This is a genomic window from Modestobacter sp. SSW1-42, assembly GCF_046635825.1.
Taxonomy (GTDB): Bacteria; Actinomycetota; Actinomycetes; order Mycobacteriales; family Geodermatophilaceae; genus Modestobacter.
The window spans coordinates 424,776-443,810 of the sequence record NZ_JBISCA010000005.1 but is presented as its reverse complement, the minus strand read 5'-3'; the positions used below and the strand labels follow the sequence as shown (position 1 = coordinate 443,810).

General features: G+C 74.7%; 18 protein-coding genes. 11 read left to right on the top strand and 7 right to left on the bottom strand.

The annotated features are described in order from the left end of the window. Nucleotides 1-434: 434 nt before the first annotated feature. Complete coding sequence (locus ACGBYP_RS19290) at nucleotides 435-1,109, bottom strand: DUF2461 domain-containing protein (RefSeq protein WP_411586752.1); 675 nt, start codon at nucleotides 1,107-1,109, stop codon at nucleotides 435-437. Continuing rightward, nucleotides 1,106-1,678, bottom strand: coding sequence for an N-acetyltransferase family protein (locus tag ACGBYP_RS19285; RefSeq protein WP_411586750.1), 573 nt, complete (start codon nucleotides 1,676-1,678; stop codon nucleotides 1,106-1,108). Before ACGBYP_RS19285 ends, ACGBYP_RS19290 begins: the two co-directional genes overlap by 4 nt. A 76-nt stretch (nucleotides 1,679-1,754) precedes the next feature. On the opposite strand from ACGBYP_RS19285, the gene ACGBYP_RS19280 reads away from it, so the two are divergent. The 6 genes from ACGBYP_RS19280 to ACGBYP_RS19255 all read left to right on the top strand — a co-directional run bounded on the left by ACGBYP_RS19280 (nucleotide 1,755) and on the right by ACGBYP_RS19255 (nucleotide 7,865). Next, nucleotides 1,755-2,975: a winged helix-turn-helix domain-containing protein gene (locus ACGBYP_RS19280; RefSeq protein WP_411586749.1), complete on the top strand. Its 1,221-nt coding sequence runs from the start codon at nucleotides 1,755-1,757 to the stop codon at nucleotides 2,973-2,975. 68 nt (nucleotides 2,976-3,043) lie between these two features. Then, a complete protein-coding gene (locus ACGBYP_RS19275; RefSeq protein ID WP_411586748.1) occupies nucleotides 3,044-3,850 on the top strand; it encodes a thymidylate synthase in 807 nt (268 codons plus the stop codon). Further along, nucleotides 3,847-4,434: a dihydrofolate reductase gene (locus ACGBYP_RS19270; protein ID WP_411586747.1), complete on the top strand. Its 588-nt coding sequence runs from the start codon at nucleotides 3,847-3,849 to the stop codon at nucleotides 4,432-4,434. Before ACGBYP_RS19275 ends, ACGBYP_RS19270 begins: the two co-directional genes overlap by 4 nt. A gap of 10 nt (nucleotides 4,435-4,444) precedes the next feature. Further along, complete coding sequence (gene thyX / locus ACGBYP_RS19265; RefSeq protein WP_411586746.1) at nucleotides 4,445-5,197, top strand: FAD-dependent thymidylate synthase; 753 nt, start codon at nucleotides 4,445-4,447, stop codon at nucleotides 5,195-5,197. A gap of 53 nt (nucleotides 5,198-5,250) precedes the next feature. Continuing rightward, nucleotides 5,251-6,147 carry a 4-hydroxy-tetrahydrodipicolinate synthase gene (gene dapA / locus ACGBYP_RS19260; RefSeq protein WP_411586745.1) on the top strand — a complete coding sequence of 299 codons (897 nt, stop codon included), beginning with the start codon at nucleotides 5,251-5,253 and terminating at the stop codon, nucleotides 6,145-6,147. Further along, the gene (locus ACGBYP_RS19255) at nucleotides 6,144-7,865 is read left to right on the top strand and encodes a ribonuclease J (RefSeq protein WP_411586744.1); all 1,722 of its coding nucleotides are present in this window, start codon (nucleotides 6,144-6,146) and stop codon (nucleotides 7,863-7,865) included. The genes dapA and ACGBYP_RS19255 overlap by 4 nt, the downstream gene beginning before the upstream one ends. Before the next feature lie 97 nt (nucleotides 7,866-7,962). On the opposite strand, the gene ACGBYP_RS19250 is transcribed toward ACGBYP_RS19255, so the two are convergent. The 5 genes from ACGBYP_RS19250 to ACGBYP_RS19230 all read right to left on the bottom strand — a co-directional run bounded on the left by ACGBYP_RS19250 (nucleotide 7,963) and on the right by ACGBYP_RS19230 (nucleotide 12,650). Then, entirely contained in the window at nucleotides 7,963-8,517 is a 555-nt protein-coding gene (locus ACGBYP_RS19250) for a class F sortase (protein ID WP_411586743.1), read from the bottom strand. Nucleotides 8,518-8,593: 76 nt separating this feature from the next. Continuing rightward, nucleotides 8,594-9,298 (bottom strand): CHRD domain-containing protein, encoded by a 705-nt coding sequence (locus ACGBYP_RS19245; protein WP_411586742.1) that lies wholly within the window; start codon nucleotides 9,296-9,298, stop codon nucleotides 8,594-8,596. Between the two features lie 74 nt (nucleotides 9,299-9,372). Further along, nucleotides 9,373-10,035 carry a zf-HC2 domain-containing protein gene (locus ACGBYP_RS19240; RefSeq protein WP_411586741.1) on the bottom strand — a complete coding sequence of 221 codons (663 nt, stop codon included), beginning with the start codon at nucleotides 10,033-10,035 and terminating at the stop codon, nucleotides 9,373-9,375. Beyond that, nucleotides 10,032-10,571: a sigma-70 family RNA polymerase sigma factor gene (locus tag ACGBYP_RS19235; protein ID WP_411586740.1), complete on the bottom strand. Its 540-nt coding sequence runs from the start codon at nucleotides 10,569-10,571 to the stop codon at nucleotides 10,032-10,034. Before ACGBYP_RS19235 ends, ACGBYP_RS19240 begins: the two co-directional genes overlap by 4 nt. A 117-nt stretch (nucleotides 10,572-10,688) precedes the next feature. After that, the gene (locus ACGBYP_RS19230) at nucleotides 10,689-12,650 is read right to left on the bottom strand and encodes a prolyl oligopeptidase family serine peptidase (protein WP_411586739.1); all 1,962 of its coding nucleotides are present in this window, start codon (nucleotides 12,648-12,650) and stop codon (nucleotides 10,689-10,691) included. A 101-nt stretch (nucleotides 12,651-12,751) separates the two neighbouring features. Here ACGBYP_RS19230 and ACGBYP_RS19225 point away from each other — a divergent pair, with 101 nt between their 5' ends. The 5 genes from ACGBYP_RS19225 to ACGBYP_RS19205 all read left to right on the top strand — a co-directional run bounded on the left by ACGBYP_RS19225 (nucleotide 12,752) and on the right by ACGBYP_RS19205 (nucleotide 18,698). Beyond that, complete coding sequence (locus ACGBYP_RS19225; protein WP_411586738.1) at nucleotides 12,752-15,277, top strand: DNA translocase FtsK 4TM domain-containing protein; 2,526 nt, start codon at nucleotides 12,752-12,754, stop codon at nucleotides 15,275-15,277. Nucleotides 15,278-15,395: 118 nt separating this feature from the next. After that, the gene (gene rimO, locus ACGBYP_RS19220) at nucleotides 15,396-16,883 is read left to right on the top strand and encodes a 30S ribosomal protein S12 methylthiotransferase RimO (RefSeq protein WP_411586736.1); all 1,488 of its coding nucleotides are present in this window, start codon (nucleotides 15,396-15,398) and stop codon (nucleotides 16,881-16,883) included. A gap of 3 nt (nucleotides 16,884-16,886) precedes the next feature. Next, entirely contained in the window at nucleotides 16,887-17,579 is a 693-nt protein-coding gene (pgsA, locus tag ACGBYP_RS19215) for a CDP-diacylglycerol--glycerol-3-phosphate 3-phosphatidyltransferase (RefSeq protein ID WP_411586734.1), read from the top strand. Beyond that, the gene (locus ACGBYP_RS19210; protein WP_411586731.1) at nucleotides 17,576-18,079 is read left to right on the top strand and encodes a CinA family protein; all 504 of its coding nucleotides are present in this window, start codon (nucleotides 17,576-17,578) and stop codon (nucleotides 18,077-18,079) included. The genes pgsA and ACGBYP_RS19210 overlap by 4 nt, the downstream gene beginning before the upstream one ends. Nucleotides 18,080-18,254: 175 nt before the next feature. Then, nucleotides 18,255-18,698 (top strand): helix-turn-helix domain-containing protein, encoded by a 444-nt coding sequence (locus ACGBYP_RS19205; RefSeq protein WP_411586728.1) that lies wholly within the window; start codon nucleotides 18,255-18,257, stop codon nucleotides 18,696-18,698. Nucleotides 18,699-19,035: the final 337 nt, after the last annotated feature.

Here is a 19,035-nt window from a genome sequence, read left to right as displayed (position 1 = left end):
TAAGCCTTTCAGCGCCGATGGTACTGCCCCGGGGACGGGGTGGGAGAGTAGGACGCCGCCGGACACAACTCCCAGGAACGGGGTCACAGCATCAGCTGTGGCCCCGTTCCTGCATTCCCGGACCGATGTCCGAGAACCCTCTGCAGTCCCTGGCTTCCTCCGGCGGCGCAGCGCCCGACACGGTGAGGCGCTCGGGCAGTGGGTCGGTCCCGCTCAGGCGACGCTCCGGCAACAGCCGGCAGTCTGTCCGCTCACCCGCGGTCCTGTCGAGGCGGCAGTCAACCTGCCCCGCGGGCGACGTCCGGGCGTACACGTATCCGCGTGACGGAACTCGATGTGCCGTGCGGGTCGCACCGAGCGCATCCGCCCGCCGACTGCTCGGCGCCGACCGCGCTGGCGTCGCCGGCCCGAGCGAGGCGCTGCCTCGGCGCAGGTCAACGGCGCCGGTCGGGCGGTGCAGTGCTGGCACCGACGTTGTCGGCCAGCCACCGGTTCAGCTCGGCGAACTCGCGCCACGCGTCCCGGACGCGGTCGACGGCGGCGCGCTCGTGCAGCCAGTCCGCCGGCGTCCACGACTGCGACGCGTGCAGCGAGCGGTGCCGCAGCAGACCGATGCGGGGGTGGTCCGCGGCGTAGCCGCGCGGGGCCCGCACCAGCTGGTCGCCGTCGATGGAGAAGCCGGCCGCGCGCAGCCGCTGGACCTCACGGTCGAGCCGCGGGCCCTGCAGGTCGTCGGTCACCGCGCGCCGGTAGCGCTGGACCTGGTCCGGCTGCAGCCGCCAGCACCCACCGGAGACCAGCAGCCCGTCGGCGGACACCTGCACGTACAGCGACCCCACGCCGGCGCCGTCCCGGTGCAGCACGGCGCCCTGGTGCGTCTTGTACGGCGTCTTGTCGTGGCTGAAGCGGACGTCACGGTAGGGGCGGAAGAGCTTCGGCGTGCCGAACTCGGCCGTCAGCTCCTCGGTGAGCGCCAGCATCGGCCCGCGGACGTGCGTCTCGTGCTCGCCGCGGTGCCTGGTCCAGTACGCCTTGCTGTTGTCGGCTTCCAGGCCCTCGTAGAAGACCAGTCCCTCGTCGGGGAAGCCGGTGAAGCGGGGAGAGCTCACGGTTTCCCTTCTCGTTCGGCGGCGGGTCCGTCCCCGTCCAGGCGGGTGTGCCAGCAGAGTTGCCGCACGACGTCGTCCGCGGACTCCAGGAGGCGGACGGCGCCCTGGGGAGCCCAGCCGGCCGCCTCGAGGAACCGGGACGTCACCGTGTCCTGTTCCGCCAGCCACGTGGTGAGCGTGCTGACCTCCGCGGCGCGGGCCAGGTCGGTGACCGCGGCGAGCAACCGGCTCCCGTGCCCGCGCCGTCCCCACCGCGGCTCGACGAGCAGCACGGTGACCTCCCGGGCGTCGCCGTCCGGGGCGGTCGCGGCGAAGCCGACGACGGTGCCGGCGTCCACGGCGACGAGCACGGTGTGGGCGGGCGACGGCGGCGCGGCGATCGCCGCGCGCCAGGTCTCGGCGGCGGCGGTGTCGTCCCAGGCGGCGAGCACATCGGCCGGCAGCAGGCGCCCGAAGGCCGTCCGCCAGGTCACCAGCTGCACGCGGGCGATCGACGCGGCGTCCTCCGGGCGGGCCGGGCGGACGGAGACGTCGGCCGAGCCGGTCAAGCGCAGCGACGGGAGGTCCACCGCCGCAGCCTAGGCCGCAGCCGGCGCACCCGGCCGGGGCGGCGACCGTCGGAGGCAGCGGGCAGGATCAGCAGCCGTGCAGACACCCGTCGAGCGGATCCCGGCACCCCTGGCCCGGCGCATCGCGCTGGCGGCCCAGGGCTTCGCCGACCCCCGCCCCACGGGGCCGGTGGGCACCCGGCAGCTGCGGCGCACCATCGAGCGGTTGGGCGTCGTCCAGATCGACTCGGTCAACGTGGTCTCCCGCTCGCACTACCTGCCGTACTTCAGCCGGCTCGGGCCCTACCCGCGCGCCGCGGTGGACCAGCTGGCCGACGCCCGGCACGACGTCTTCGAGTACTGGGCGCACGAGGCGTCCTTCCTGCCGGTGCGCCTGCAGCCCTCCCTGCGGTGGCGGATGGCGGCGGCCGAGCAGGAGGCTTGGGGGTCGATGACCCGCGTGCAGCGGGAGCGGCCCGAGTACGTCGCCGCCCTGCTGGAGCGGATCCGGCGCGACGGGCCGCTGCGGGCCAGCCAGCTGGCCGAGGCGCGGCCGAACCGGCCCGGCACCATGTGGAACTGGCACGAGGGCAAGGCCGCGCTGGAGTACCTGTTCTTCACCGGTGCGCTGACCGCCCGCGCGCGCACCGCCGGGTTCGAGCGCGTCTACGACCTCACCGAGCGGGTGCTGCCCGCCGCCGTGGTGCAGACGCGCACCCCCGAGCGCGGCGACGCCGTCCGCGAACTGGTGCGCACCGCGGCCCGGGGGCTGGGCGTGGCCACCGAGACCGACCTGCGCGACTACTTCCGGCTCTCGCCCGCGGACGCCCGGACGGCGATCGCCGAGCTCACCGACGCGGGGGAGCTCGCGCCGGTCGAGGTCGCCGGCTGGGGCCGTCCCGCCTGGCTGGTGCCCGACGCGCGGCGTCCGCGGTGGGTCCGTGCCCGGGCCCTGCTGTCCCCGTTCGACTCCCTGGTCTGGGAGCGCCCCCGCGTCGAGCGCCTCTTCGGCTTCCGCTACCGGCTGGAGATCTACACGCCGGCCGAGAAGCGGGTGCACGGCTACTACGTGCTCCCCTTCCTGCTCGGCGACGCACTCGTGGCCCGGGTCGACCTCAAGGCGGACCGGAAAGCCGGTGTCCTCCGCGTCCAGGCCGCGCACGCCGAGACCGGCGTCGACGTCGCCCGGGTGGCCCGCGAGCTGGCCGCGGAGCTGCGACTGATGGCCGCCTGGTCGGAGCTGGACTCCGTCGAGGTCGCCGGCGCCGGTGACCTCGCCCGGGACCTGACCGCCGCTCTCGTCGTACCTGGCACCTAGCATCGGTCTGCCCGTCGCGGACCCGTGCCGCGGCGTCGGCGGCATCCCCGAGCAGACCAGGAGCGTGCGTGACCCAGCAGCCGGACACCCAGTACGAGGACCTGCTCCGGCGGGTGCTGGAGCACGGCACGGCCAAGTCCGACCGCACGGGCACCGGCACCCGCAGCCTGTTCGGCGAGCGGCTGCGCTACGACCTGTCGCAGGGCTTCCCGCTGGTGACGACCAAGTCGGTGCACTTCCGGTCGATCGCCTACGAGCTGCTGTGGTTCCTCCGCGGCGACGGCAACGTCCGCTGGCTGCAGGAGCACGGCGTCTCGATCTGGGACGAGTGGGCCGCCGAGGACGGCAGCCTCGGCCCGGTCTACGGCGTGCAGTGGCGCTCCTGGCCCACCCCCGACGGCCGCGAGGTCGACCAGATCTCGCAGGTGCTGGACACCCTGCGGTCCGACCCGGACTCGCGGCGGATGCTGGTCTCGGCGTGGAACGTGGGCGCGTTGCCGGACATGGCGCTGGCCCCCTGCCACGCGCTGTTCCAGTTCGACGTCAGCGGCGGCCGGCTGTCCTGCCAGCTCTACCAGCGCAGCGCCGACCTCTTCCTCGGCGTCCCGTTCAACATCGCCAGCTACGCGCTGCTGACCCAGATGGTCGCCCAGCAGGTGGGGCTGGAGCCCGGTGACTTCATCTGGGTGGGCGGTGACTGCCACGTCTACGACAACCACGTCGCGCAGGTGACCGAGCAGCTGACCCGCGAGCCGTACCCCTTCCCGCGGCTGGAGATCGACCCCGCGCCCTCGCTGTTCGAGCACACCTACGAGCAGTTCCACCTGCTCGACTACCGGCACCACCCGGCCATCCGCGGCAAGGTGGCCGTGTGACCGACCCGGGTGCCGGGCGCGGCACCGTCCGGATGGTCTGGGCGCAGGCGCACGACCGGGTGCTGGGCGCCGACGGCACGCTGCCCTGGCACCTGCCCGAGGACCTGCGGCTGTTCAAGGCGCTGACGATCGGCTCGACGGTGGTCATGGGCCGCCGCACCTGGGAGTCACTGCCGGCGAGGGTGCGGCCACTGCCCGGCCGGCGCAACGTCGTCCTGAGTTCCACGCTGTCGGCCGCGGACGCCGGGGTGCCGGTGGCCCGGTCGGTCGCCGACGCGCTGGCGGGGGAGGACGACGTCTGGGTGATCGGCGGTGGCGGGGTCTACGCCGGCCTCCTGCCGCACGCGGCCGAGGTGGTGGTCACCGACATCGACGCGGCGTTCCCCGGCGACGCCTTCGCCCCCGCGCTGGACGCCGGCTGGCGGCGGGCCGCCCGGGTGCCGGGGGAGGGGTGGCTCCGCTCGTCGTCCGGGCTGCGGTTCGCCGTCTCGGTGTGGACCCGGACCGACGGCGTCCCGGCGACGGCACAGGTGGTGGCCGACGCCCTCGCCGCGGTGCCCGAGGACGACGGCACGCCCTCGTAGGCTCAGGATCGTGCCCGCCATCGCCCCGCTGAGGGTCCAGGTCATCGCCCAGACGCAGTTCACCCCGCCGGCGGACGTGCCGTGGGAGACCGACGCCGAGGGCGGGCAGGCGCTGGCGGAGTTCGCCGGGCGGGCTTGCTACCAGTCCTGGTCCAAGCCCAACCCGGCGACGGCGACCAACGCCGGCTACCTGCGGCACATCCTGGAGGTCGGGCACCTGTCGGTGCTCGAGCACGGCTCGGTGACGATGTACCTGACCGGCGTCTCCCGGTCGCTGACCCACGAGCTGATCCGGCACCGGCACTTCTCCTACAGCCAGCTCTCCCAGCGCTACGTGCCCGAGACCGACGCCGCGGTGGTCGAGCCCGCCGCCATCGCCGAGGACCCGGTCCTGCACGCGAAGTTCCTCGCCGCGACCGAGGCCGCGGTGGCCGCTTACACCGAGCTGCTCGAGGGGCTGGAGGAGCGCTTCGCCGACGTCCCGCACGCCACGCTGCGCCGCAAGCAGGCCCGGCAGGCCGCCCGGGCCGTGCTGCCCAACGCCACCGAGACCCGGATCGTGGTCACCGGCAACTACCGCGCGTGGCGGCACTTCGTCGCGATGCGGGCCAGCGAGCACGCCGACGTGGAGATCCGGGAGCTGGCGGTGGCGTGCCTGCGGGAGCTGCAGCGGGTCGCCGGCAACGTGTTCTCCGACTTCCGGATCAGCGCGCTGGCCGACGGCACCGAGGTCGCGGCGAGCCCGTACGTGACCGAGGGCTGACCCACCGGCACCGCGGGAGCGACCGGGGAGGTGGCGGTCGGTAGATTCGTGCCATGACCACCGATCCCGCCCGGCCCTTCGGGCGTGTGCTCACGGCCATGGTCACCCCGCTGGCCGAGGACGGCTCGATCGACCTCGCCGGCGCGCAGGAGCTGGCCGCGCACCTGGTCGACCGGCAGTCCCACGACGGACTGGTGGTCTTCGGCACCACCGGTGAGTCGCCGACCATCAGCGACGGCGAGCAGCACGCCGTCCTGGAGGCGGTGCTGGACGCCGTCGGCGACCGAGCCGTCGTCATCGCCGGCGTGGGCACCAACGACACCGCCCACTCGATCGAGAAGGCGCAGTCGGCCGCCCGCCTGGGCGTGCACGGCCTGCTGGTCGTCACCCCGTACTACAACAAGCCCCCGCAGGCCGGGCTGCTGCGGCACTTCACCGCCGTCGCGGACTCCACCGACCTGCCGGTCATGCTCTACGACATCCCGCCCCGGTCGGTCGTCCCGATCGAGGTCGAGACCCTGGTGCGGGCCGCCGAGCACCCCAACATCGTCGCGGTCAAGGACGCCAAGGCCGACCTGGGCGCGGTGATGTGGACCCTGGCCCGCACCGACCTCGCCTACTACTCCGGCGAGGACATGCTCAACCTGCCGCTGCTGGCCGCCGGCGCGGTGGGCGTGGTCAGCGTGGTCGGCCACCTGGTCGGCACCCGGCTGGCCGAGCTCATCGCCGCGGTCGAGGCCGGCGACCTGGCCACCGCCCGCGCGGTCAACGAGGCGCTGCTGCCGGTCTACACCGGCGTCTTCCGCACGCAGGGCACCATCATGATCAAGGCGGCGCTGCGCGAACTGGGGCTGCCGGCCGGCCCCGTCCGCCCGCCGCTCGTCGACGCCACCCCCCAAGAGCTGGAGCAACTGCGCATGGACCTCGCCGCCGGGAACGTCACCCTGTGACCACCGTGATGCCGCCCACGGGGCAGCCCGCCCTGCAGCCCCACCTGGACCTGAAGGCGCCCCCGCCGCTGCCGAAGGGCGGCCTGCGGGTCATGGCCCTGGGCGGGCTGGGCGAGATCGGCCGCAACATGGCCGTCCTGGAGTTCGACGGCCAGCTCATGGTCATCGACTGCGGGGTGCTCTTCCCCGAGGCCGAGCAGCCCGGCGTCGACCTGATCCTGCCCGACTTCGGGGTCATCGAGCACCGGCTGCACGAGATCACCGCCGTCGTGCTGACCCACGGGCACGAGGACCACATCGGCGCCGTCCCGTACCTGCTGCGGCTGCGCAAGGACATCCCGCTGGTGGGCTCCCGGTTCACCCTGGCGCTGGTCAAGGCCAAGCTGCGCGAGCACCGCATCGACCCGGTGCTGGTCGAGGTCGCCGCCGGCGACGACCACCTGGCGGGTGCGTTCCACTGCGAGTTCATCAGCGTCAACCACTCGATCCCCGACGCGCTGGCCGTCGCCGTGCACACCCCGGCCGGCACGCTGGTGCACACCGGTGACTTCAAGATGGACCAGCTGCCGCTGGACGGCGTCCTCACCGACCTGGGTGCCTTCGCCCGGCTCGGCGTCGAGGGCATCGACCTGCTGCTGGCCGACTCCACCAACGCCGAGGTGCCCGGCTTCGTCACCTCCGAGCGCACCATCGGCCCGGTCCTGGACGACGTCTTCGAGCGCGCCACCCAGCGGCTGATCGTCTCCAGCTTCGCCAGCCACGTGCACCGCATCCAGCAGGTGCTCGACTGCGCGGCCAAGCACGGGCGCAAGGCGGCGTTCGTCGGCCGCTCGATGGTGCGCAACATGGGCGTCGCGCAGGACCTGGGCCTGCTGCACGTGCCGCCGGGCCTGATGGTCAAGCTCGACGAGGCCACCGCGATGCCGCCGGAGCAGGTCGTGCTGATCAGCACCGGGTCGCAGGGCGAGCCGCTGTCGGCGCTGGGCCGCATGGCCCGCGGCGACCACCACCAGATCACCATCGAGGCCGGCGACACGATCATCCTGGCGTCGTCGCTGGTGCCCGGGAACGAGACCTCGGTCTACAAGGTCATCAACCAGCTGGCCCGGCTCGGCGCCACCGTGGTGCACAAGGAGACGGCGAAGGTGCACGTCTCCGGGCACGCGCCCGCCGGTGAGCTGCGCACCCTGATCAACGTGGCCAAGCCCCGGCACCTCATGCCGGTGCACGGCGAGTGGCGGCACCTGCGGGCGCACGCGGCGCTGGCCGAGCAGACCGGCATGCGCCGCGACCAGATCCTGCTCGCCGAGGACGGCGTGGTCGTCGACCTGGTCGACGGCAAGGCCACCATCGTGGGCAGCGTGCCGATCGGCAACGTCTACGTCGACGGGCTCAACGTCGGCGACGTCGGCGAGGAGTCGCTGCAGGCCCGCCGGATCCTCGGCGACGAGGGCTTCGTGGCCCTCACCGTGGTCATCGAGCCCTCCACCCGCACCATCGTGCGGCCGGTGCACCTGTCCACCCGCGGCTTCTCCGACGACCCGGGCGCCTTCGACGAGGTGCTCGAGCTGGTGGAGAAGGAGCTGGGCCGGGCGATGGAGGACCAGTCCGCGGACGCCCACCGACTGTCGCAGGTCATCCGCCGAACGGTCGGCAAGTGGGTGTCGGACAAGTACCGCCGCCGCCCGATGATCATCCCGACGGTCCTCGAGGTCTAGACGAAGGACCCCCTCACCCCCCACCACTCGCAAGCTCGCGGCGGGACCCTGCGAGGGGGCCGGGGTGGCCGCGGTGCGGTCCGGCAGGATCGCGATGTCAGACGCGCTCGGCGGTGACGACGAGGTTGTCGACGTAGCTGCGGGCGCCGCGGTCGAAGTCGCCGGTGCAGGTGACCAGCCGCAGCACGTCGGCGGTGGTGGCACCGAAGACCGCCGCGGTCGGGAACCGGTCCTTGGGCACCTGCTCGGTCCCGGTGACGGCGTAGCGGGCGACCGAGCCGTCGGCCACGGTCACCTCCACGACGTCGCCGGCGACCAGTTCGCGCAGGTCGGAGAAGACCGCCGGCCCCGCGGTCGAGTCCACGTGCCCGAGGAGGACGGTCGGGCCCCGTGACCCCGGCCGGCCGCCCCCGGTGAACCAGCCCGCGTCGTCGGGGTCGACGGGCACCTCGGCCGTGCCGTCACCGGCCAGCCCCAGGTCGACGAGATCGCGGCGCACCCCGATGGCCGGGATCGACACCGCCACCGGCTCCGGCACCGCAGCCGGGTCGACGATCGTGCGCGCCGCGGGCCCCGCCGGCGGTGGGGACACCGCCACCGCCGGCGGGGAGCTCGACGGGCTGCCGGCCTGCGGCGCGGACGCCGGGCCCACCGCCGCACCGCCGCACCCGCTCAGCGAGAGTGCAGCACAGCCGGCCAGCAGGGCCCCGCGTCCGGACCGCACCGGGTCAGCTCCGGGCCGTGCGGCGGCGGACGGCCACCGCGGCGGCCCCGGCCAGCACGACCGTGCCGCCGAGCGCGGCCAGCGGCGCCGGCGAGGACCCCTCCGTCGCCGTCCCGCCGGCGCCGGTCTCGATGCCGCCCACCGGCACCCGGGTCAGCTGCCCGCGCACCGCGCCGGCGGCGAAGGCCGAGGTGTGGGTGTCGGTGGAGAAGGCGGCGGGATCGGCCTCGATCTCGGCGAGCGAGAAGCCCTCGCCGGTGTCGGTGCCCTCCGGCGCCAGGCCGGTGGTGAACGGCCCCTGCAGGCAGCCGCTGCTCACCAGCTTCCCGCTGCCGTCGTCCTCGGGGTCCGGGAGGGCGATCCGCGGCGGGCCTGCCTTGCCGGCTGCGGCCTGGTGGACGTGCGTCGCCGTCTTGGCCGGGCTCTGGTACGGCGGGGTCACGCCGGTGAGGGTGATGTCGTAGCAGATCACCTCGAGGTCGGAGTTGATCCGGTACATGAAGGTGCCCGAGGCGCCGGGCTCGCCGGGGGTGGCCACGCTGTCGGCGTTCACGACCATGTCGGGGGTGGCCATCGCGGTGAAGGCGCTGGTGAAGGTGGCCGGCTCGGCCACCTCGGTCTCGGCGGAGGCGGTGCCGGCGCCGGTGAGGACGACGACGCCGACCGCTCCGGCGACGGCGGAGGTACGGGCTGCGAGGGAACGGGTCACGGTGGCTCTCCATCGGTCTCGGGACGGGTCACCGGGGTCTACGCGGCCGGGTGTGACCGCGTTCACCGATCGCGTCAGAAGTCCGAGGAGACGACCACCGCGCCGTCGGCGTCGAGCACGCGGAACCCCACCGCGTCGTCCCGCAGGACCGAGGAGTTGAGGTTGCAGTCCAGCTCCGCGGGGCCGGTGCCGAGGAACTCGCCGGCCGGGACCTCCGCGCCGTCGTCGGCGCGCACGCTCACCCGGTAGACCTCCCCGGCGGTGAAGCCCGCGCCGGACAGCTTCACCTCCACGCCCCAGGTGTGCGGGACGACGTCGGCGGTCGCGGTGATCGCGGCGTCGTCCACCTGCACCGCCACCCGCTCCAGCGGGGGCTGCGGCGGGACCGGGCGCACCAGCCAGCCGACCCCGAAGGCCGCGGCGGCCACGGCGGCGACGGCGGCGAGCGCCCACCCGCGGCGCTGGGCACGCCGGCTCCCGCTCTCGGCCGCGATCCGGGCCAGCACCGCGTCGCCGAGGCCCGGCGGTGGTGCGGGCAGCTCCTCGAGCCGGTCGGGGTCGACGTCGGCCAGCCGCGCCGCCACCGGGGCCAGCTCGGCGAGCTCGGCGCGGCAGGCGGCGCAGCCGTCCAGGTGCGCGCGCACCGCGGCGCGCTCGGCGGGGTCGCCGCCGCCCAAGGCGTAGGTGCCGAGTTGCTCGCGCAGCGCGCGGTGGGCCGGGCCCAGTGGTGCGCTCACGGTTCCACCCCCATCTCCTCCATCGCCAGTCGCAGCGCCTTGAGCCCGTAGAAGACCCGGCTGCGCAGTGTGCCCACCGGGACGCCGAGCTCCGCGGCCACCTCCGCGTGCGGCCGGCCGCGCAGGTGCGTCTCCACGATCGCCGCCCGGTGCTCCGCGCCGATCCGGCGCAGCGCCTCCTCCACGACCCAGGCGTCGACCAGCCGTTCGTCGACCGGCGGCGCGGATGGGCCCAGGTCGTGCCCGGTGCCGTCGGTGAGCTCGCGCTGCCAGGGGCGGACCGCCCCGCGGCGGACCTCGTCGACCAGCAGGTTGCGGGCGATGGCGAACAGCCAGGTGCGCAGGCTGGCCAGCTGCGGGTCGTAGGACGCCGCCGAGCGCCAGGCCCGCAGGAACACCTCCTGCACGACGTCCTGGGCCGCACCCTGGTCGCCGAGGTGGCGCAGCGCGAAGCGGTAGAGCTCGGGCCCGTGCGCGGCGTAGGCGGTCGGGACGTCGAGCCGCGCGGGCTCACCGGGGCGCAGCTGCCGCACCATGCCGTTCCCTCCGTCGCCGACGTCCTGTCCCGGCATACGGCTGCGGGGCGGGATCGGTTCACCGGACGGGTGAGCGGAGTGGGTCCGTCGGCGGCACGCCGACGGACCCACTCCACCTCAGCCGCGCACGACCTCGATCGGGGTGATCCCCTCGGCGGCGGGCAGCTCGAAGCCGAGCACCTGGGCGTAGAAGGACAGCTCGCCGTCCAGCGCGGCCCGGATGTTGTCGGCCTTGCGGAAGCCGTGCTGCTCGCCGGCGAAGAGCAGGTAGGCGTGCGGCACGCCCTTGGCCCGCAGTGCGGCGACCATCATCTCGGCCTGCTCCGGCGGCACGACCCGGTCCTCGTCGCCCTGGAACACCGCCAGCGGGGTGTCGAGGGCGTCGACGTGGTGGATGGGGGAGCGCTCGGCGTAGACGTCGGCGCCGGCGGGCCACGGTGCGATCAGCCCGTCGAGGTAGCGCGACTCGAAGGAGTGCGTGTCGGCGGCCAGCGCGGCCAGGTCGGCGACGCCGTAGTGGCTGGCGCCGGCGGCGAACACCCCCGGGCGGAACGTGAGCGCGGCCAGCGTCGTGTACCCGCCGGCCGAGCCGCCGCGGATCGCCAGCCGGGCCGGGTCGACCCGCCCCTGCTCGGCCAGCCACCGCGCGCAGGACACGACGTCGTCGAGGTCGGCGATGCCCCAGTTGCCCTGCAGCGCGTCGCGGTAGCGCCGGCCGTAGCCGGTCGAGCCGCGGTAGTCGACGTCGGCGACGGCGAAACCGCGGGAGGTCCAGTACTGGACGCCGAGGTCGAGCACGGCCCGGGCGGCGGCGGTGGGCCCGCCGTGCACCAGCACCAGCAGCGGCGGCCGCTCGTCGTCCGGGCCGGTCACCTGCGGGTTGGCCGGCGGGTAGTACAGCGCGTGCGCCTCGCCCACCCCGGAGTCGCCGGCCACGGTCGGGAAGGTGACGTGCTGCGGGCGGGAGAACCAGGCCGGGTCCAGGCCGAGGTCGCGGGCCGGGCGGAGCACCTCACCGGCGCCGTCGAGGGAGGTGCGCAGCACCACCGGCTCCGACGTCGGTCCGCCGGCCACGCACACCACGGCCTCACCGGCCGCGCGCACCTGGCCGAAGGAGGCGTACTGCGACGGCAGCTCGCGCACCGTGCCGTCGGCCTCCCGGACGGCGAGCCGGTCGGCGCCGTCCCGGCCGTAGGCCAGCGCCACCCGGCCGCCGGAGAGCAGGGCGAAGCGGCTCTGCCCGAACACCCACTGCGGGCCGGCGATGTCGCTGCCGGGGTCGAGCACCAGTTCCATGCCGCCGGCCGGCGTCCAGCGGTAGAGCGCCCACACGTCGGTGCGGTCGGCGAAGAACCACAGCGAGCCGTCGGCGGCCCAGGTCGGCTGCACGACCGACTCCGGCCGGGCCCCGGACCGGCCGCCGGCGACCACCGTCTCGGTGCCGTCGGGCGCGCGGACGACGAGCTCGGCGGCGTCCCAGGGCATGTCCGGGTGCTGCCACTGGAGCCAGGACAGCGAGCCGTCGGCGGAGTGGCGGGGGTCGGAGACGAAGTCGGTGCCGCCGACGAGGACCTCGGTCGTGCCGTCGACGGCGATCCGCACCACCTCGTGGACGACGTCGGCGGAGGCGCCGCTCGCGGTGTGGGTCTCCCGGACGGCGAGCACGGCGGCGCCTGCGTCGACGACGGACAGGTCGGCGTACCGGACGCCGGCGGGCAGCTCCGGCTCGGGCGTCACCGCCACCGGCTCGCTGCTGCCGGCCGCGACCCGGTACAGCCGCTGGTCGTCGTAGGAGGTGAACCAGACGGCGCCGGCCGCGACCGTCCACGCGCCGCCGCCGTACTCGTGCACCCGGGTGCGGGCGTTCCACGGCGGCGGGAGCAGGTCGGCCGTCGTCCCGTCGGGGGAGCGGCGGACCAGCGCGGTGCGCCCGCCCTCGCTGGGGCGGCCCTCGGCCCACCAGACGTCGTCCCCGTCGACGACCACCTCACCGAGCCGGGCGGCGGCGCGCACCACGAGCTCGGAGGTGATCGGGGTGGGCCAGCTGCCGAAGGGGAGCGTCTGCGTGGGGGCGGTCACCGCCTGACCGTAGCCAGGCCGCGACTGGTCACACAGAGCCGGATGTGGACACGCGGCCGGGAATGGGCCCGGCGTCCCCGCTTCCGGATTACCGTCGGCGCATGCCTGCTCGCGCGACGACGTCGAACCGGGCGCCTGCTCGCGGCGGCAGCTCTGCCCGCCCGCGCGCGGGCGGCTCGACCGCCAAGAAGCGGCCCCCGGCCAAGAGGACCGGGGCCACCGCCGCCCGCCGTCCGGCACCGAAGAAGCCCTCACCGCTGGCCGGCAGCCTCTGGCGCGGCGCGTCGGGCGCCTGGGGGCTGCTGGCGCGCGGCGCCGGCGGGGTCGCCCGCTCGGTCGCCCGGCCCGCCGAGACCGAGCCGCTGGCCCCCGAGCACCGCCGCGACGGCGTGGGCCTGGCCGTCCTGGGCCTGGCCATCGTGCTCGGCGCCGCCGCCTGGACCGACGGGATCGGCCCGGTCGGCGCCGCGCTGACCGACGCGGTGCACTGGGCGGTCGGCTCGCTGACCATGGTGCTGCCCGTCGTCCTGTTCCTCGTCGCCGTCCGGCTGCTGCGCCACCCGCCGCACCCCGAGGCGCGCGGGCGGCTGCTGATCGGCTGGCTGAGCGTGGTCGCCGCGGTCGTCGGCATCGCGCACGTCGTCGGGGGCGAGGACACCCGCTCGGGCGCCGGCGGGCTGACCGGCTGGGCCGTGGGCACCCCGCTGGCCGCCGGGGTGGGCAGCGTCGTCACGGTGATGCTGCTGGTCCTGCTGGCGTTCTTCGGCCTGCTCGTGGTCACCGCGACCCCCGTGCACCAGGTGCCCGAACGGCTGCGCGGCTGGCTCGACCGGCAGCTCGGCCGCGACGACGAGGACGCCGACTACGACGCCTTCGACGAGATCTACGAGGACGAGGAGCCGGCCGCACCGCGCAGCCGCCGCAGCCGGAAGAACGCCGTGGCCTCCCTCCAGGACACCCTGGACACCGGCGACATCGACCTGCCCACCGTCGACCACGGCGCGCTGGACGAGGCGCCGCTGGCCGTGGTGAAGGAGCCGCCGCCCCCGCCGGTGCCCACGCGCCGCCCGGCCGTGGTCGACCGCACGGCCCCGCCGGAGGACCTGCCGCCGATCGAGGAGCCGCAGCAGCTGCGGATCGAGCCGGTCGAGGGCACCTACACGCTGCCCTCGGTCAGCGTGCTGCGTCCCGGCACCCCGCCGCGGGCCAAGTCCAAGGCCAACGACGTCGCCATCGAGGCGATCACCGGTGTGCTGGAGCAGTTCAACATCGACGCCGCCGTCACCAGCTACACCCGCGGCCCGACGGTCACCCGGTACGAGATCGAGCTGGGCAACGCGGTCAAGGTCGAGAAGATCACCGCGCTCACCAAGAACCTCGCCTACGCGGTCGCCAACGACAACATCCGCATCCTGGCCCCGATCCCGGGCAAGTCCGCGGTCGGCGTCGAGGTGCCCAACACCGACCGCGAGACCGTCAGCCTCGGCGACGTGATGCGCTCGCAGGTGGCCAAGCAGGACCCGCACCCGATGCTGGTCGGCCTGGGCAAGGACATCGAAGGCGGCTTCGTCTGCGCCAACCTGGCGAAGATGCCGCACCTGCTGGTGGCCGGCGCCACCGGCGCCGGCAAGTCCAGCTGCATCAACTCGCTGCTGACCTCGCTGCTGCTGCGGGCCACGCCCGACCAGCTGCGGATGATCCTGGTCGACCCGAAGATGGTCGAGCTCACGCCCTACGACGGCATCCCGCACCTGATCACGCCGATCATCACCGACCCCAAGAAGGCCGCGACCGCGCTGGCCTGGCTGGTCGAGGAGATGGAGCAGCGCTACCAGGACATGCGCGCCACCGGGGTGCGGCACATCGACGACTTCAACAAGAAGGTCGAGCGCGGCGAGATCACCGCCCCGCCCGGCAGCGAGCGCGTCTACCAGCCCTACCCCTACATCCTCACGATCGTCGACGAGCTCGCCGACCTGATGATGGTGGCCCCGCGGGACGTCGAGGAGTCGATCGTCCGCATCACGCAGAAGGCCCGCGCCGCCGGCATCCACCTGGTGCTGGCCACCCAGCGCCCCTCGGTCGACGTCGTCACCGGCCTGATCAAGGCCAACGTGCCCTCGCGGCTGGCGTTCTCCACCTCCAGCCTCACCGACAGCCGGGTCATCCTCGACCAGCCGGGCGCGGAGAAGCTGATCGGCATGGGCGACGCCCTGTTCCTGCCGATCGGCGCCGGCAAGCCGATCCGCGTCCAGGGCGCCTACGTCTCCGACGCCGAGATCGAGGCGGTCGTCGAGTTCACCAAGCGGCAGGCCGAGCCCGAGTACCGCGAGGAGGTCTTCACCGCCGCGCCGGGGGAGAAGAAGGAGATCGACGAGGACATCGGCAGCGACCTGGAGCTGCTCGTCCAGGCCGTCGAGCTCGTCGTCACCAGCCAGTTCGGCTCCACCTCGATGCTGCAGCGCAAGCTGCGGGTCGGCTTCGCCAAGGCCGGCCGGCTGATGGACCTGATGGAGAGCCGCGGCATCGTCGGGCCGTCGGAGGGCTCCAAGGCCCGCGACGTGCTGCTCAAGCCCGACGAGCTGGAGGCCACGTTGTTCCTCCTGCGCGGCGGCGGCGGCGAGTGATCCCAGGCCACCGAGCGGGAACCGGCCCCCGTGCAGGGGCCCGTCGCGAGCATGCGAGCGGCGGGGGACACGGGGGTCCTTCAACTAGGATGTACCGGTGCCTGCCCTGCCCCGCCCCATGACGTCCCCCGAAGGGCAGCTCCTCGCCGCTCAGCACACCGGCGCACGGCGGGTCGCTGTCGTCACGCTGGGCTGCGCCCGCAACGAGGTGGACTCCGAGGAGCTCGCCGGCCGGCTCGCCGGTGACGGCTACGAGCTGGTCGCCGACGCCGAGGACGCCGACGCGGTCCTGGTGAACACCTGCGGGTTCATCGAGAGCGCCAAGAAGGACTCCGTCGACGCGATCCTCGCCGCCACCGACTCCGGCGCGCAGGTGGTCGCGGTGGGCTGCATGGCCGAGCGGTACGGCTCCGAGCTCGCCGGCGCGCTGCCCGAGGCCACCGTCCTGGGCTTCGACGACTACGCCGCGATCGGCGACCGGCTCGACGACGTCCTCACCGGCCGCCCGCTGGTGCCGCACACCCCGACCGACCGGCGCACCCTGCTGCCGATCAGCCCGGTGCAGCGCACGGCCGCCGTCCAGGCCCCCGACGCCCCGGCCATCCCCGGCCACGACTGGCTGCGCCGCAAGCGGCTGGCCAGCGGGCCCTCGGCCGCGCTGAAGATCGCCTCGGGCTGCGACCGGCGGTGCTCGTTCTGCGCCATCCCGGCCTTCCGCGGTTCGTTCGTCTCCCGGCCCGCCGGCGAGGTGCTCGGCGAGGCGCAGTGGCTGGCCTCGCAGGGCGTCACCGAGATCGTGCTGGTCAGCGAGAACTCCACCTCCTACGGCAAGGACGTCGGCGACCTGCGCTCGCTGGAGAAGCTGCTGCCGCAGCTGGCCGCCGTCCCGGGCATCGTGCGCGTGCGGGTGGCCTACCTGCAGCCGGCCGAGCTGCGGCCCGGCCTGCTGGAGACGATCGCCAGCACCCCCGGGGTCGCGCCGTACTTCGACCTGTCGTTCCAGCACTCCTCGCCGACCCTGCTGCGCCGGATGCGCCGTTTCGGCGGCACCGACGACTTCCTCGGCATCATCGCCCGGGCCCGCTCGCTGGCCCCCGGCGCCGGTTTCCGCACCAACGTCATCCTCGGCTTCCCCGGCGAGACCGAGGCCGACGTCGCCGAGCTCGAGCGGTTCCTCGTCGAGGGCCGGCTCGACGCGGTCGGCGTCTTCGGCTACTCCGACGAGGACGGCACCGAGGCGCTCACGCTGCCCGGCAAGATCGACCAGGCCGAGATCGACGCCCGCGTCCGGCGGATCACCGACCTGGTCGAGGAGCTCACCGCCCAGCGGGCCGAGGAGCGCATCGGCACCGTCGTCGAGGTCCTGCTCACCGACGACCTGGGGCCTGAGACCGAGCCGGGCACCTGGGGTGGGCACGCCGCCCACCAGGACCCGGACGCCGACGGGACGACGACCGTGACCGGGGTGCCCGCGGGCGCCGTGCCCGGGCAGGTGGTGCGCGCCGAGGTGGTCGACACCGAGGGCGTGGACCTCGTCGCGCGGGCCGTCGTCCACACCGGGTCGACCGCGGTGGACCCGACGCTGGCCGTGCCGGCCGGGGTCTGAGCCGTGAGCGCGCTGGTACCGGACGGGGCGGCCGATCCGGCAGCGACCCCGCCGCAGACCGCGCGCCTGGTCAACCTGCCCAACGCGCTGACCGTGCTGCGGCTGGCCGTCGTGCCGCTGTTCGCCGCGCTGCTGCTCGCCGACGGCGGCATGGACGACGGCCGCCGCGCCTGGGCCACGCTGTTCTTCGCGCTGGCGATCATCACCGACCGCTACGACGGCATGATCGCCCGGCGCACCAACCAGGTCACCGAGTTCGGCAAGCTCGCCGACCCGATCGCGGACAAGGCGCTCACCGGCACCGCCCTGCTGGGGCTCTCGGTGCTCGGGCTGCTGCCGTGGTGGGTGACCATCGTGGTGCTGGTCCGCGAGGTCGGGGTCACCCTGCTGCGGTTCTGGGTGATCCGGCACGGGGTCATCGCCGCCAGCCGGGGCGGCAAGGCCAAGACCGTGCTGCAGGCCCTGGCGATCGGCATGTACATCCTGCCGCTGGACGGGCTGTTCGGCTCCGCGCGCTGGTGGGTGATGGCCGCGGCGCTGGTCCTCACCGTGGTCACCGGCATCGACTACGTCTACCGGGCGCTCACCCTCCGTCGCACCAGCGCTCGCGCGATGGCCGCCGCCGCCGCGCGCCGCGCCGCCGGTGGCACCGGCACGGCCGGCACCGGTGAGGCCAGGCGGGACACCGCGGCATGAGCACCCCGCCGGCGCAGGACCGGTCGGCGGTGCAGCGGGTGCACGAGGCGCTGCTCGCCCGCAACGAGACCGTCGCGGCCGCCGAGTCGCTCACCGCGGGGTTGTTCTGCGCGAGTCTGGCGTCGGTCCCCGGGGCCAGTGCCACCCTGCGCGGCGGGGCGGTCGTGTACGCCACCGACCTCAAGACCACCCTGGCCGGGGTGTCCCCGGAGCTGCTGGCCGCGCACGGGCCGGTCAGCGAGCCCACGGCGGCCGCGCTGGCCGAGGGCATCCGCAGCCGCTGCGCCGCGACCTGGGGTGTCGGGCTGACCGGCGTGGCCGGCCCCGACCCGGTCGACGGGCACGCCCCGGGGCGGGTCTACCTGGGCCTCAGCGACGGGCTGGTCACCGTCGTGCACGAGCTCGACCTCCCCGGCGACCGGGCCGCCGTGCGTGCCGCCGCGGTGGAGACGGCGTTCCGCCGGCTGCTCGCCCGGCTCGGCGAGCACCCCCTCCCGTAGCCCTCGATGCGGGGAACGCCGGGCGTGTGCGGAGCGTTACGCCTGGAGCGGACGAGCCCGACTCTGCACGGTGACCCGGGTCTCGGCCGCGTACGGTGAGCACACGGTGTCCGGCGGTCCTCCGACGGCGCCGCAGCTCGTTCGACTCGCTCGCCAGAGTGGACAGGAGACGGCCATGACGCTGCTGCGGACCCAGCTCGGCAACACGCTGCGGGGTCACCGCCTGCGGCAGCGGCGCACCCTGCGCGACGTCTCCGGCGAGGCCCGGGTGAGCCTGGGGTACCTCTCCGAAGTGGAGCGCGGCCAGAAGGAGGCCTCCTCCGAACTGCTGGCCTCCATCTGCGACGCCCTCGACGTCGAGCTCGCCGACCTGCTGGCCGAGGTGAGCCTGGAGATGCGGCTCGCCGACCCGGTCGACCGCCCGGTGCGCCCCGTCGCGCTCGCCCGCCCCGGCACCCGCGAGGACGACGCGGCCACGGCCGCGGCCGACGAGACCTCCGAGCAGTCCGGCGGTGCCGTCGAGGCGCCGGTCGCCGAGCCCGCGCTCGCCCTGGTCGGCGGCGGGCAGGCCGCCCGCGGCGCCGGCCACGCGCGCGGTGCCGTCTCGCTCGCTGCCTGAGGGAGGACCCCTCTGCGCCCACGCCTCGCAGGCTCGGCGTGGCCCCTCTCCAGGGGTCGGGGTCGGTGGGGCGGGTGGGACTGAACGCGGCGCCGTCCGGGAGGGCCGGAGGGGGCTGGTCGTCGGGGCGCTGATCCGTACAGGCTGGTCAGCGGCTCGCCACGGTTCCGGTCACCGGCGTCCCGAACCGTCCAGGACGGGACGCCGCGCGCGACACGACCGACGCTCGGTGTCCACCTCCTTGACCCGGTGCGACCGGGAAGGCACAAAGAGTCCATGTCTTCCCCCGGATCCCGCTCCTCGCAGCCGCAGCACCCCTCGCTCCCGGTGCCGGCCG